Source organism: Pseudomonas sp. BIC9C, from assembly GCF_034541995.1.
Taxonomy (GTDB): Bacteria; Pseudomonadota; Gammaproteobacteria; order Pseudomonadales; family Pseudomonadaceae; genus Aquipseudomonas; species Aquipseudomonas fluorescens_CC.
Map to the genome: position 1 here is coordinate 123,301 of NZ_JAWDGM010000004.1, position 13,473 is coordinate 136,773.

Here is a 13,473-nt window from a genome sequence, read left to right on the forward strand (position 1 = left end):
GCCTAAGGCAGCCCCCCGCAGGGAGGATATTGAGACGAACCCCATCAGTCACGGCATTTGCCGCAGTGTTCTAGGTAGTTTCTTTACGCCGGACCATCACTTGAAAAAATCACTCGGCGTCTTGCCGAACTGCTTCTTGAACATGGTCGTGAAGGCGCTCGGGCTGTCGTATCCCAACTCGCCGGCGATGTCGATGATCTTCTCCCCGACGGCGATTCGTTCCAGCGCCAGCAGCAGTCGCGCTTGCTGGCGCCATTGGCCGAAGGTCATGCCGGTTTCCTTGCGGAACCGTCGCTGGATGGTTTTTTCGTCTAGGCCCAGCCGGGCGCTCCAGTCCGACACTGTCGACCCATCCCCGGGATCACGCTGCAACGCGGTACAGATCAGGTTGATACGTTGATCGGCAGGCTGCGGCAGGTTCAAAGGCAAGGTCGGCAGGATCGTCAGCTCATCCAGAATCAGCCGCAACACCCGGGCTTCCCGCGGGTCCGGATCGACGGAAAAGTCGAAGTCGACCGAGACCTTGATCAGCTCACTGAGCAACGCGGAAACACTCACCGCCCGGGTTTCGGCGGGCAGATCCGGGCTCGCGTCAGGGTGCACGAAAACGCTGCGCATCTTGATCGCCCCCACGCAGCGAATCGAGTGCACCTCTCCACTCGGCATCCAGATGCCACGGCTCGGCGGCACCGTCCATTGGCCCATCGCGGCGTGCACCACCATCACGCCTTCGATGGCATAGATCAGTTGATGTTTTTCATGGGAGTGCGGCGCAATGAACCAGTTTTCCGGGTAGTCGGTCGCACTGCTGCGAACACTCCAGCCGCCCTGGTCGATCTCCGCCAGGAATGTCTGCATTGGCTTGATAATGACGCCCTTTTTGCAATAGTCGGCGCCCGAGTTGCGCGAGACGGGCACCATTGATGCCCCTAGGATAACGCCGAACCCCGAAATTGGCTGCGCCTTGCGCTCGCAGTTCGCGTTTTTATCCGGAAACTCGCCCATGTCGACCACTACCCTCAGCTCTCCCTCAGCCACCGTCTCGGTTGCCAACCAGGCCAGCCCCCTGGTCATGCGTGTCATTGGTGCCTGTGCCCTGGCGCACCTGATCAACGACCTGATCCAGGCCGTGCTGCCGTCGATCTACCCGATGCTCAAGGCCAGTTATGGCTTGAGCTTCACCCAGGTCGGCCTGATCACCCTGACCTTCCAGCTCACCGCTTCACTGCTGCAACCCTGGATCGGTTTCTACACCGACCGTCATCCCAAACCCTGGCTGCTGCCGGCCGGCATGGTCTGCACCCTGATCGGTATTCTGATGCTGTCGCTGGTCGGCAGCTTCCCGGCCATTCTCGTGGCCTCGGCACTGGTGGGCGTAGGTTCGTCGACCTTTCACCCCGAGACCTCACGGGTGGCGCGCCTGGCTTCGGGCGGTCGCTACGGCCTGGCGCAGTCGACCTTTCAGGTGGGTGGCAACGCCGGCAGCGCCTTCGGCCCGTTGCTGGCCGCCGCGATCATCATTCCCTATGGCCAGGGCAACGTCGCCTGGTTCGGCCTGTTCGCAGTGTTTGCCATCCTCGTGCAGTACGGCCTGAGCCGCTGGTACCGCAATCACCTGAACCTGTTCAAGCTCAAGCAAGGCAGCAAGGCCACCCACGGCCTGTCGAAACGGCGGGTGACGTTCGCCCTGGTGGTGCTGGCGTTGCTGGTGTTTTCCAAATACTTCTACATGGCCAGCTTCACCAGTTACTTCACCTTCTACCTGATCGAGAAGTTCGACCTGTCGGTGGCCAGTTCGCAGCTGTACCTGTTCCTGTTCCTCGGTGCCGTCGCGGCCGGCACCTTCTTTGGTGGCCCGATCGGTGACCGGATCGGCCGCAAGCAAGTGATCTGGTTTTCCATCCTCGGCGCCGCGCCCTTCACCCTCGCCCTGCCCTACGTCGACCTGTTCTGGACGGGCGTGCTGAGCATGATCATCGGCTTCATCCTCGCCTCGGCTTTCTCGGCCATCGTGGTCTTCGCCCAGGAACTGGTGCCCGGCAACGTCGGCATGATCGCCGGGGTGTTCTTCGGCCTGATGTTCGGATTTGGCGGCATTGGCGCCGCGTTGCTGGGGCATCTGGCGGATATCCAGGGCATCGAGTACGTGTACACGCTGTGTTCGTACCTGCCGCTGCTGGGGATTCTGACGATCCTGCTGCCGTCTACCGGAAAACGGCCGTCGGGAGCATGAATGACCGTTCAACCTGATCACTTTTGCTACCCGCCCTGTAGCACTCGGTAACACCCGGCCCTGTTGCGGTGCGTCTTTGTCACGGCGCACCGCCACTCGGCCCGCTGCCCACGGACAACTTCGCCATGGCGTACTTTGTGCATCCACAGGCCATCCTCCTCGGCCTGTAGCCACCATGCGCCCCAAGGAACTGAAACTCTGGACCACCGGTGTCGCCCACCTGCTCGACCTGCCTGCCGGGCATGCGCGGCTGTCGGGGCTGAGCCACTGGATCCGGCAAATCTGCCCGGTCGATCATTTCGTGTTGTTTGTCTACGAAGGCAATCACCGGCCACTGGCGTTGTTCGATACGTTCTCGGCGGACAAGCGCGCGGTGTATGTCGACGACTATCAGTGCGGGCCTTACCTGCTCGATCCGTTCTACCTGGCCTGCACCCGCGGTCAGGCACCGGGACTGTGGCGTCTGCGCCAGTTCGCCCCCGACCACTTCTACCTTGGCGAGTACTTCCTGACCTATTACCAGCAAACCGGACTGGCCGAGGAAGTGGCGTTTTTCGTCGACCTCGGCGACGGCGCCACGGCGGTGCTGTCCCTGATGCGCTCGACCGCCAGCTGCGCGTTCAGCCGTGACGAAATGCAGTTGGTCGAATGCGCGCAGGCGGTGGTCGAACAGGTCATCAATGAAGCCTGGCGCTTGCGCCAGGCCCAGCAACCGCGCCCGGCGCAAGACCTGGACTTCAAGATCCGCGAAGCCTTCGACCACTTCGGCGCGCACATCCTCACCGGGCGCGAGCAGGAAATCGTGCAACTGTTGCTGCGCGGCCACTCCAGCGCCTCGGTGGCCGAACAACTGAGCATCAGCCCCGGCACAGTGAAGATTCACCGCAAGAACATCTACGCCAAGCTGGGCATTGGCAGCCAGTCGGAGTTGCTGGGGTTGTTCATTCGCGAGTTGACGGAGGACCAGCTGCCAGCAACAAGCCTTGTGTAGGAGCGAGCCCGCTCGCGATGGTCGTTAACGATTACACGGGATGACTGGCTCAACGCAGCGCTCTTGAGTCCATCGTCGGAACGCAGCCCGGAGCAAGCTCGCTCCTACAACAAACCTCTTCTATCCCCCAAGGGATATATACACCGCAAAACCCCGATTGCTAGTTTGGCCCCCGACGCACTGATTTATCACTGCAAGGGAGCCCGCATCGTGAACAACAGCGTGAACGACACCCCGCCAAGCGATATCGAATTCTGCAATGTGGTCAAACGCTATGGCGAGGTGCAGGCCGTCAGCGGTCTGAATTTCGCGGTGCGGCGTGGCTCGTTTCATTCCTTCCTCGGTGGTTCGGGTTGTGGCAAGACCACCACCCTGCGCATGATCGCCGGCTTCGAACAGCCCACCAGCGGCGAGGTCCGTTTGGCCGGCAGGAGCGTTGCCGGCGTGCCGGCGTTCGAACGGCCGGTGAACATGGTGTTCCAGCATTACGCGCTGTTTCCGCACCTGACCGTGGCGCAGAACATTGCCTATGGCTTGCGCTATCGCACACCGCGCCCGGATAAAAAACAGCAACTGCGCATGGCCGATGAAGCGCTGGAAATGGTGCGCCTGAGCGGCTTCGGCCAGCGCAAGCCGAGCGAGCTTTCAGGCGGCCAGCAACAGCGCGTCGCCCTCGCCCGCGCCCTGGTCAACAAGCCGACGGTGTTGCTGCTCGACGAGCCACTGGCCGCGCTGGACCGCAAGCTGCGCAAGGAGATGCAGTCTGAATTGCTGCGCTTGCAGCGCGAGGTCGACATCACGTTCGTGCTGGTCACCCACGATCAGGAAGAAGCCCTGTCGATGAGCGACAGCATCAGCGTGATGCACAACGGCTCGATCATCTAGACCGCCACCCCGGAACAACTCTATGAAGCCCCGGCCAGCCGTTATGTGGCCGACTTTATCGGTGAGTCCAATCTGTTCGACGGCACCGTTCAGCAGCTCAACGGCCATTCGGTGGTGCTGCGTACCGAGCAAGGGCTGGAACTGACCAGCCCCCTCACCCCCACCGGCAAGGGCCTGAGCGCCAATGCCGCCGGTTGCATTGCGGTACGCCCGGAGCTGATCAGCATCGCCGGGGTCAATACCGAGATGACCCGCGAAGTGAAGCTGCCGGGCTGCGTCGAAGACCGCATTTACCTGGGCAATTCCACCGAATACCGCGTCCGCACCCAGGCCTTCGGGGTGGTGTGCGTGCGTGTGCCGCGCCATCAGGATCATGGCGCCAATGCATTCGAACACGGCGCGGCAGTGCGCGTCGGCTGGGATCACGCCAATGGCCTGGCCATGGCGTTGTAAATCATCGATTCGTTTCATCAACCGGATGTGGAGCGTGCTATGGACCAGAAGACTTTTATAAAAACCCTGCGTAGCTGGCAGAACGGCTCGATCAGTCGCCGCGACTTCCTTGGCCGCACCGGCCTGGGGATTGCCGCCGCCGTGGTCGCGGCCAACATCCCCGGCCTGTTGACCTCCACCGCCGAGGCGGCCGAGCAAAGCAAACTCGGTGATCGCCTGTCGCTGGCGACCTGGCCGAACTACCACAGCCAGGAAAACCTCGACGCCTTCGGCAAAACCACCGGCGCCCGGGTGTCGATGAGCGTGTTCGGTTCCAACGAAGAAATGCTCGCCAAGTTACAGGCCGGCGGCAGTGGCTGGGACGTGCTGGTGCCGACCAACTACACCATCAGCACCTACGTCGGGCTGGGCCTGATCGAGCCGCTGGACCTGTCGCGCATTCCCAACTTCGACGCCTCGGCGTTCCAGCAGAAATTCATGGCCCAGGGCACGGTGGACGGCAAGGTCTACGCGGTGCCGAAAAACTGGGGCACCACCGGCATGCTCTACGACACCGGCAAACTGAAAAACGGCCCGACCAGCTGGAAGGAATTCTGGGCCGCCGCCCAGGGCCCGGCCAGTGGCCGGACGATGGTCCACGACTACCAGTTGACCGCCATCGGCAACGCCCTCAAAAGCTTCGGCTACAGCTTCAACTCCCTGGACCCGAAAGAACTGGCCGACGCGGAAAAACTGCTGATCGAGGTCAAGCCGCACCTGTTCGCGATCAACTCCGACATCCAGCCATCGATGCGCAGCGGCGATGCCTGGCTGGCGATGTCGTGGACCGGTGACGCCTCGCAACTGCACCGCGACAACGCACAAATGCAGTTCGAGCTGGGCAAGGAAGGTGGGGAACTGTGGAGCGACTTCTTCGCGATTCCGAAAAGCTCGGAGCACAAAGACGCCGCCTACGCCTTCATCAACTACCTGCTCGACCCGCAGCACAACAAACTCGAAGTGCTGAGCCACGGCTACCCGAGCGGCGACAAGCGTGTCGATGCCTTGCTGCCCACGGCGATGTTCGACGATCCGATCATGTACCCGGCCGCCGAAGCCCTGAGCCCGCTGGAGTTCGGGGCTGCCGCCACGCTGACCAGCCCGGCGCGCGCCGAACTGATGGCGCGCTTCAAGTCCGCCTGATCGCCTGATCATGGCCAATGAGGAGTCACCCATGAATGTCGCCGCCCACCCGCAAACGGTGCAACCGGGCCATGCCCTGTCCGTCGAGGTTCGCCAACGGCGCCGCCTCGGCCGACGCATCACCCTGCTGATGCTCTTGCCTTCGACCCTGTGGTTCCTGCTGCTGTTGTTGATGCCGCTGGTGATCATCCTGGTCTTCAGTTTCGGCGAGCGCAGTGCCGTGGGCGGTTACGCCGGTGGCTTCACCCTGGCCAACTACCTGAACCTCGGCTCACGCGGTGCGGCGTTCAGCAACACGCTGATGCTCGCGCCGCTGGGCACCCTGGTGTGCCTGGTGGCGGCTTATCCGCTGGCGTACTTCCTGGCGGTCAAGGTCACGAAAAACCGTTCGCTGCTGCTGATCCTGGTGATCGTGCCGTTCTGGACCAGTTTCCTGATCCGCACCTACGCCTGGATTTTCATCCTCAGCGGCAAAGGCATTCCGGCGCTGCTGGCCAGCCTGGGCCTTGAGGACGTGCGATTGATCAACACGCCGTGGGCGGTGCTGATCGGCATCGTCTACGGCTACCTGCCGCTGATGGTGTTCCCGATCTACGTCAGCCTGGAAAAACTCGACAAGCGCCTGCTCGAAGCCTCGGCGGACCTCGGTGCCAGCGCCTTCGAAAGTTTCCGGCGCATCACCCTGCCCTTGTCCGCGCCGGGGATCATCACCGGGGTGATGCTGGTGTTCATCCTGCTGATGGGCGAGTTCCTGATCCCGGCGATTCTCGGTGGCGGCAAGGTGTTCTTTGTCGGCAACGCGCTGGTCGACCTGTTCCTGCAATCGCGCAACTGGCCATTCGGCAGCGCCCTGGCCATGACGCTGGTGGCGATGATGCTGCTGATCATCGGCCTGTACCTGAAACTGGTGGCGCGCTACGGCGGCCGCCCTGCCGACGGAGGCCTGTGACATGTGGCTGCGCAGCTATTCGACATCGCTGTACCTGTTCCTCTACGCACCAATTGCCTTGATCGTGCTGTTCAGCTTCAACGCCGGGCGCAGTGGCCTGGCCTTTCAGTGCTGCTCGGTGCAATGGTTCGGCACTGCATTCGGCAACCCGTTCATCATGGAGGCCCTGGGCAACAGCGCACTGATTGCCTGCAGCTCGGCGGTGATCGCAACGCTGTTCGGCACCCTGGCGGTGTTCGCCTTGCAGCGCTGCGGCAGCAAAGTGCGGATGCTGTTCGATGCGTTGACCTATTGCGCGATCATCGTGCCGGGCATCGTCATCGGCATCTCGACGCTGATCGCCTTCATCAGCCTGTTCGACCTGATCAACCCGTTGCTGGCGAGCTGGTTGCCGACGGTGCCGAAGTTGAACATGGGTTTCTTCACCGTGATCGCCGCGCACTCGCTGTTCACCATGGCCCTGGTCATGGTGATCGTGCGCAGCCGCGTCGACTCGCTGGACAAGGCCTTGCTCGAAGCCTCGGCTGACCTCTACGCACCACCGATGGACACCTTCTGGCGGGTGACCCTGCCGCAGATCAGCCCGGCGATCATGGCCGGGTTCCTGTTGGCCTTCACCTTCAGCTTCGACGATTTCATCATCGCGTTCTTCGTCGCCGGCTCCGAAACGACGCTGCCGATCTACATCTTTTCCTCCATCCGCCGTGGCGTCACACCGGAGATCAACGCGATTTCGACGGTGATCATCTGCGTGTCGCTGGCCCTGCTGTTCACTTCCCGCCATCTGCAAAACCGCCGTACCGGCGTCCAGGAGTCGCACCATGCGTGATCAGCTTTACATCAATGGCGAGTGGGTCAGCCCGGATCTGGGCGGCTATCTGGACGTGATCGACCCGGCTACCGAACAGGCCTTCCACCGCGTGGCGGCAGGCACCGAAGAAGACGTCGACCATGCCGTGCGCGCGGCCCGTCGCGCCTTCGACAATGGCTGGGGCCAAAGCAGCGGCGCCGAGCGTGCGCAGTGGCTGGAGGCATTGGCCGATGAACTGGAAACCGGCAAACAGGCACTCTCGGAACTGGAAGTGCGCGACAACGGCAAACCTCTGCCGGAAGCACAATGGGACATCGGCGACGCCATCGCCTGCTTTCGCTACTACGCTGGTCTGGCCCGCGAACTGGACCAGCAGCAGGACCAGCCGCTGGCCTTGCCGGACGAGCGATTCCGCTGTCGAATCCGCCACGAGCCGATTGGCGTCGCCGGGCAGATCATTCCCTGGAACTACCCGTTGCTGATGGCCGCGTGGAAGGTGGCGCCCGCCTTGGCCGCCGGGGCCACGGTGGTGTTGAAACCGTCCGAGCTGACGCCGCTGACCGCCCTGGAACTGGCCGCTGCCGCCGATCGCATTGGCTTGCCCGCCGGGGTGGTGAACGGGGTCAGCGGTCTCGGCGCCGACGCCGGCAGCCCGCTCACCGAGCATCCGGGCGTGGACAAACTGGCGTTCACCGGCAGCGTGCCCACCGGGGCGAAAATCATGTCGGCGGCGGCGCGGGACATCAAGAACATCAGCCTGGAACTGGGCGGCAAGTCAGCCTTCATCCTGTTCGATGACGCCGATGTCGAAGCGGCGGTGGAGTGGATTCTGTTCGGGATTTTCTGGAATCAGGGCCAGGTGTGCAGCGCCACGTCACGCCTGCTGGTGCAGGAAGCCATCGCCCCGCGCCTGATCGAGCGGCTGGTGGAAGAAACCCGCAGGATCAGCATCGGCCCCGGCATGCAGCCCAGGGTGCTGCTGGGTCCGCTGGTCAGCCAGGGCCAGTACGACAAGGTGCTCGGCTTCATCGACCAGGGCCTGGCCAGCGGCGCCCGTTTGCTCACGGGCGGACGGCGACCGGTGCATCTGGCCGAAGGTTACTTCATCGAACCGGCGATCTTCGATGAACCGGGGCACAGCAGCATTCTGTGGCGCGAGGAAGTGTTCGGCCCGGTGCTGTGCATCAAGCGCTTCAAGACCGAAGAGCAAGCGGTGCAGATGGCCAACGCCAGCCGCTTCGGCCTGGCCGCCGCCGTGATGAGCGCGGACTTGCAGCGCAGCGCCCGGGTCGCCAACCAGCTGCGCGCCGGGATCGTCTGGGTCAACTGCTCGCAACCGACCTTCGTCGAAGCGCCCTGGGGCGGCATGAAACACAGCGGTATCGGCCGGGAACTGGGCCAATGGGGCCTGCACAATTACCTGGAGGTCAAGCAGGTCACCGAGTACGTCAGCGACCAGCCTTGGGGTTGGTATTTGAAGTAAGCCGGTCAACTGTGGGTGCGGCGGGTCGGCCAATATCTCTGTTGGATGTACCGGCCTCTTCGCGGGCAAGCCCGCTCCCACAGTTTGATCCTCAGTGAACTCGAACCTTGCGGCTGGCCACAATCCCTGTGGGAGCGGGCTTGCTCCGGGCGGCGATCCGACGAAGAGGCCGGTACATCCAGCATCGAAGTCGCCTGCCCCGCCGCTATCCGCCGACAGTTCCATTGCCACGGCAGGCTTGTGACAACGGGTCAGCAACGCGTAACTTGAATAACCTGCCCTTCAAGACACGCCGGAGTTGATCAATGCGCATCGCCTTGCTGTCCGACATGCACCTGTCCGTCAACACGATCCCTTTTCCCGCGGTGGATGCCGATATTGTCGTGCTCGCCGGGGATATCGCCCGGCCAGCCAAGGCCATCGAGTGGGCCAAGGCGTGCCCGGTTCCGCTGGTGTACGTGGCGGGCAATCACGAGTTTTATGGCAGTGACCTGGTGTCCACCTACGAACAGTTGAACAGCCTGACGCAAGGCACGCAGATCCACGTTCTGGAGCGTTCGGAGTACGTCCACGACGGCGTGCGTTTTCTCGGTTGCACGTTGTGGTCTGACCATCGTCTGCTCGACAGCGCTGAGGACCGGGCGCTGGGCATCGATCTGGCGACCCAACTGATCCGCGACTTCAGCCACATCAAGATCGCCCCCGACTTTCCAGACCTGTTCACGCCCGCCATTTCCCAGCTGGTGTTTCTGCAAACGGTCGCCTGGCTGGAAGACTGCTTCACCCGCGACAGCAGCATACCCACGGTAGTGGTCTCTCATTTCGCCCCGACACGGTCGAGTATCAGCCCGGCGTTTGCCGGTTCGCCGATCAACTCAAGCTTTGTCTCGGACCTTGAATCGCGGATCAAGGACTGGCAGCCGGCACTGTGGCTGCATGGCCATACCCATGGCAGCTTTGATTATCGGGTGGGCAACACCCGCGTGGTCTGCAACCCCCGGGGCTATGCCAGGAATGGCATCAACGAAAACCCGGATTTCGACGACGCCTTCGTGATCGACCTGGCGCTCTGAGGTGCACTCGGGTTGTCGATCATCCATTGCCTGGGTGTCTCGGTGCGAAAGCCTCGGGCGCCCCCTACCCTGCGTCTGGCGCGAAACGTTGCGCGTACTCTCTGGGACTCACACCAAGGCGCCGGACGAAAACCTTCCTCAGTACGTCGACGCTGTGATAACCGCATCGGCGTGCGACCTCTTCCATCGAGCGCCCGCCCAGTTCCAGTTCCCGGCAAGCCGCTTCCAGCCGAACGTCTTCAACGTACCTGGCCGGCGTGGTCTTCAACTCCCGCTGGAAGGTCCGTATCAAGGTTCGGACGCTGGTGGCAAAGCGATCCGCGAGGATTTCCACGGTCAGATGTGAATTCAGGTGTTCGCTGATCCAGTGGCGCAACTCATCCAGATTTGAACCGGGGACCTGCTGCGATTGCAGGGCGACACTGAACTGCGCCTGTCCACCGGGACGGCGCAGGAACAGCACCAGGTTTTTCGCGATGTCCAGCGCGGCGTCATCCCCCAGGTCTTCGCTGACCAGTGCCAGCGCCAGGTCGATGCCCGCCGAGATACCCGCCGAGGTATAGACGTTGCCGTCCTTGATCCAGATCGGATTCGGATCGACCTGCACCTTGGGATAACGCTCGGCCAGGTCCCGCGCCATGCGCCAGTGAGTCGTCGCACGGCGCCCGTCCAGCAGGCCTGCATCCGCCAGGGCGAACGCGCCGACACAGATCGAGCACGCCCGGCGTACGTTTTCGGACCTGGTGCGAATCCATTCGATGGCTGCCCCGTCCAGTTGATCGATGGCCTGCCAGCCCGTCGCCACGATCAGCGTGTCGATGGACGTGTCGGCACGCCGCTCGTGCTCGAGTGTCGTGTGGGCCATGAGCCCGATACCGGTGCTGCTGGCCATCTGCGGGTTGACACCCGCGCAGACCAGCTCAAGTACGTAAGGCGCGATGTCTCCCTCGTACAGGGTATTCGCCAGGGAAAACACCTCGGCCGGGCCGATCACATCGAGAGCATCCACCGGTGGCAGGCCCAATATCACGATGCGTTTTGGCGTACGACCAATCGATGGGTGACCGGGTTTTGTCTTGCGGGTCACGGCTGCCTCCTGCAGGTTCAAGGCGCCAATATTGGCACAAATCATCCGTAAATAGTCAATTGTGCCACCTCCCGAATCCCTAGAGTGAACGGCAAGTCAACGTCATCCCCGGGAGGCAACATGAATACACCCATCAACATCGGCGGCTTCAGTGCGCCAGACTCCGAGCTGGCCCGCAGAGCCGCTTCGCTCGTGGAGCGCGTCCACTCCAGGGCGCTATTGCATCATGTGCACCGCACATGGTGGTTCGCCGAATTCCTCGGTCAACGCCTGGGCTTGCAGTACGACCGGGAAGCGGTCTACCTCGCGGCATTGCTACACGATCTGGGGCTGACGCCCGAGTTTGCCGCCGACCAGCGCTTTGAGGTCGATGGCGCTGATGCCGCCCGTCGTTTTCTCCTGGCCAACGGTTATGCGCAGGCAAAAGCCGAACAGGTCTGGGATGCGATCGCCCTGCACTCCAGCGCCGGCATCGCCGACCGCAAACAGCCGGAAATCGCCCTGATCTATCTGGGCGCCCATGTCGATGTCATGGGGCTGCATCTGGATGAAATAACCCCCTCGCTGGTCGACGACACGCTCGCGCTCTACCCCCGCATCGGCATGAAAGCAGCCTTTACCCAGGCCATCGCCGAAGTGGCCAGGAAAAAACCCCATACGGCCATTGGCACCGGGCTCGCGGATGTCGGGCGTCGCCACATCCATGGCTTCGATTGCCCGAATGTCTGCGACCTGATCGACAACGCGCCCTTCGACAGCTGATCCACGCCAATTGGTCAGCGCCGCAAACGGTAGCTGACTTCGTACGGGCCAATCGCCCATTGTTCGAACAGTGACCGTGGAGGGCGTATGCGTCGGCCACTAAAGACCCGCGCATACGCCCAACGCCTTCAACAGCAGCGCGTATTGCACTTGCCCCGACCAAAACGCGCTTCCTGGCGTTCGCGGAAAAACGCCTCATGACTCATGACCGGCTCGCCCGGACGGTTGCGGGCCATTTGCGCCACGTAGTTGTCGTACTCGGGAACGCCGACCATCAATCGGGCGCTCTGGCTGAGCAATCTGGCGACCTGCTGCAATTTACGGAACATGGCTGATCTCTCTGTGAACGTCGGACCTGACCCATGAAACCGCGCTCATGTATCTGCAGTGTGTCCACATCGGGCGCCTTTGTATTTTCAAGTATCCAGGGTCGTACCCGATGGAGCGCCGGCAACCCGCTACACTTTCCTCGCTCCGCCGCTGCACCCGAGCGGCCAAAAACCCCTGACTTGTGATCTGGAGGTGTCCCATGAGCGACAGCAGCGAACTCACCACCTTTACCGGCTGGGCCGCCACGGCAGCGGGCGCGCCACTGCAACGCTACAGCTACGATCCCGGCCCGTTGGGAAACGATGAGGTGGAAGTCGCCGTGGAATATTGCGGCGTCTGCCACTCCGACCAGTCGCTGATCGACAACGATTGGGGCATCAGCCACTACCCGTTCATTCCCGGCCACGAGGTGGTCGGCCGTATCGTGCGGATGGGCGACCAGGTGCGCGGCCTGGAGATGGGACAGCGGGTGGGCATCGGCTGGTACAAGGGCAGTTGCATGCATTGCACCTCATGCATCGAAGGCTCCCATAACCTGTGTCGCACCGTGCAACCGACCATCATCGGCAGCAACGGTGGCTTTGCCGACCGCATTCGCGCGCACTGGGCCTGGGCCCTGCCGATTCCGGACGGACTCGACCCGGCGCTGGCCGGGCCGTTGTTCTGTGCCGGCTCGACCGTGTTCAACCCGCTGCTGGAGTTCGGCATCAAGCCCACCGACCGGGTCGGCGTGGTGGGTATCGGCGGCCTCGGTCACCTGGCGCTGCGCTTTCTCAACGCCTGGGGCTGCGAAGTCACGGCGTTCACCTCATCGCTGAGCAAGCAGGACGAAGCCAGGCGCCTGGGTGCACACAAGGTGGTCGCCTCGACCGACACCGATGCACTCAACGCCATTGCCGGCACCCTGGACTTTCTCCTGGTCACCGCCAATGCCAACCTCGACTGGACCGCCATGCTTGCCACCCTGCGCGGCAAGGGGCGTCTGCACTTTGTCGGCGTCGTGCCCGATGCCATTCCGGTGCACGTGTTCAACCTGATTCCCCAGCAAAAAGTCTTGTCCGCCTCACCGGTCGGTTCACCCGCCAACACCGCGACCATGCTGGAGTTCTGCGCACGCCATCAGATCGTGCCGCAGGTCGAGATGTTTCCCATGAGCCGGATCAACGAAGCCATCGATCATCTGCGCAGCGGCAAGGCGCGTTATCGCGTGGTGCTGGACGCCAGTCAATGACAG

General features: G+C 62.6%; 12 protein-coding genes and 1 pseudogene. 10 read left to right on the forward strand and 3 right to left on the reverse strand.

Translation table 11 applies throughout. The annotated features are described in order from the left end of the window. Positions 1–96: 96 nt before the first annotated feature. Complete coding sequence (locus RS887_RS18375; protein ID WP_322616819.1) at positions 97–870, reverse strand: helix-turn-helix transcriptional regulator; 774 nt, start codon at positions 868–870, stop codon at positions 97–99. A 133-nt stretch (positions 871–1,003) separates the two neighbouring features. On the opposite strand from RS887_RS18375, the gene RS887_RS18380 reads away from it, so the two are divergent. From RS887_RS18380 to RS887_RS18415, 8 genes and pseudogenes are all read left to right on the forward strand, one after another. Further along, the gene (locus tag RS887_RS18380) at positions 1,004–2,233 is read left to right on the forward strand and encodes an MFS transporter (protein ID WP_322616447.1); all 1,230 of its coding nucleotides are present in this window, start codon (positions 1,004–1,006) and stop codon (positions 2,231–2,233) included. A 175-nt stretch (positions 2,234–2,408) separates the two neighbouring features. Then, the gene (locus RS887_RS18385) at positions 2,409–3,224 is read left to right on the forward strand and encodes a response regulator transcription factor (protein ID WP_322616448.1); all 816 of its coding nucleotides are present in this window, start codon (positions 2,409–2,411) and stop codon (positions 3,222–3,224) included. Between the two features lie 210 nt (positions 3,225–3,434). After that, positions 3,435–4,562, forward strand: a pseudogene (locus RS887_RS18390) (ABC transporter ATP-binding protein). A gap of 39 nt (positions 4,563–4,601) precedes the next feature. Beyond that, the gene (locus RS887_RS18395) at positions 4,602–5,744 is read left to right on the forward strand and encodes a spermidine/putrescine ABC transporter substrate-binding protein (RefSeq protein ID WP_322616449.1); all 1,143 of its coding nucleotides are present in this window, start codon (positions 4,602–4,604) and stop codon (positions 5,742–5,744) included. 31 nt (positions 5,745–5,775) lie between these two features. Continuing rightward, positions 5,776–6,693: an ABC transporter permease gene (locus tag RS887_RS18400; RefSeq protein WP_322616450.1), complete on the forward strand. Its 918-nt coding sequence runs from the start codon at positions 5,776–5,778 to the stop codon at positions 6,691–6,693. A gap of 1 nt (position 6,694) precedes the next feature. After that, positions 6,695–7,522, forward strand: a complete 828-nt coding sequence (locus RS887_RS18405; RefSeq protein WP_322616451.1) for an ABC transporter permease — start codon at positions 6,695–6,697, stop codon at positions 7,520–7,522. After that, positions 7,515–8,987, forward strand: coding sequence for an aldehyde dehydrogenase family protein (locus tag RS887_RS18410; RefSeq protein WP_322616452.1), 1,473 nt, complete (start codon positions 7,515–7,517; stop codon positions 8,985–8,987). The genes RS887_RS18405 and RS887_RS18410 overlap by 8 nt, the downstream gene beginning before the upstream one ends. Before the next feature lie 305 nt (positions 8,988–9,292). Continuing rightward, complete coding sequence (locus RS887_RS18415) at positions 9,293–10,060, forward strand: metallophosphoesterase (RefSeq protein WP_322616453.1); 768 nt, start codon at positions 9,293–9,295, stop codon at positions 10,058–10,060. Positions 10,061–10,124: 64 nt separating this feature from the next. On the opposite strand, the gene RS887_RS18420 is transcribed toward RS887_RS18415, so the two are convergent. Next, on the reverse strand, positions 10,125–11,147 hold the full coding sequence (locus tag RS887_RS18420) for a GlxA family transcriptional regulator (RefSeq protein WP_322616454.1): 1,023 nt from the start codon (positions 11,145–11,147) through the stop codon (positions 10,125–10,127). Positions 11,148–11,267: 120 nt separating this feature from the next. Between RS887_RS18420 and RS887_RS18425 the strand changes: the two genes are divergently transcribed. Then, positions 11,268–11,909, forward strand: a complete 642-nt coding sequence (locus RS887_RS18425) for an HD domain-containing protein (protein WP_322616455.1) — start codon at positions 11,268–11,270, stop codon at positions 11,907–11,909. Positions 11,910–12,037: 128 nt separating this feature from the next. On the opposite strand, the gene RS887_RS18430 is transcribed toward RS887_RS18425, so the two are convergent. Beyond that, entirely contained in the window at positions 12,038–12,238 is a 201-nt protein-coding gene (locus RS887_RS18430; RefSeq protein ID WP_057397509.1) for a YbdD/YjiX family protein, read from the reverse strand. A 200-nt stretch (positions 12,239–12,438) separates the two neighbouring features. Between RS887_RS18430 and ahr the strand changes: the two genes are divergently transcribed. Next, complete coding sequence (gene ahr, locus RS887_RS18435; RefSeq protein WP_322616456.1) at positions 12,439–13,470, forward strand: NADPH-dependent aldehyde reductase Ahr; 1,032 nt, start codon at positions 12,439–12,441, stop codon at positions 13,468–13,470. The last annotated feature ends 3 nt before the right edge of the window (positions 13,471–13,473 follow it).

Excerpts from the sequence above, each read along its gene's own strand:
- RS887_RS18380 (WP_322616447.1), top strand. The coding sequence starts at position 1,004 with ATGTCGACCACTACCCTCAGCTCTCCCTCAGCCACCGTCTCGGTTGCC.
- RS887_RS18385 (WP_322616448.1), top strand. The coding sequence starts at position 2,409 with ATGCGCCCCAAGGAACTGAAACTCTGGACCACCGGTGTCGCCCACCTG.
- RS887_RS18395 (WP_322616449.1), top strand. The coding sequence starts at position 4,602 with ATGGACCAGAAGACTTTTATAAAAACCCTGCGTAGCTGGCAGAACGGC.
- RS887_RS18400 (WP_322616450.1), top strand. The coding sequence starts at position 5,776 with ATGAATGTCGCCGCCCACCCGCAAACGGTGCAACCGGGCCATGCCCTG.
- RS887_RS18405 (WP_322616451.1), top strand. The coding sequence starts at position 6,695 with ATGTGGCTGCGCAGCTATTCGACATCGCTGTACCTGTTCCTCTACGCA.
- RS887_RS18410 (WP_322616452.1), top strand. The coding sequence starts at position 7,515 with ATGCGTGATCAGCTTTACATCAATGGCGAGTGGGTCAGCCCGGATCTG.
- RS887_RS18415 (WP_322616453.1), top strand. The coding sequence starts at position 9,293 with ATGCGCATCGCCTTGCTGTCCGACATGCACCTGTCCGTCAACACGATC.
- RS887_RS18425 (WP_322616455.1), top strand. The coding sequence starts at position 11,268 with ATGAATACACCCATCAACATCGGCGGCTTCAGTGCGCCAGACTCCGAG.
- RS887_RS18430 (WP_057397509.1), bottom strand. The coding sequence starts at position 12,238 with ATGTTCCGTAAATTGCAGCAGGTCGCCAGATTGCTCAGCCAGAGCGCC.
- ahr (WP_322616456.1), top strand. The coding sequence starts at position 12,439 with ATGAGCGACAGCAGCGAACTCACCACCTTTACCGGCTGGGCCGCCACG.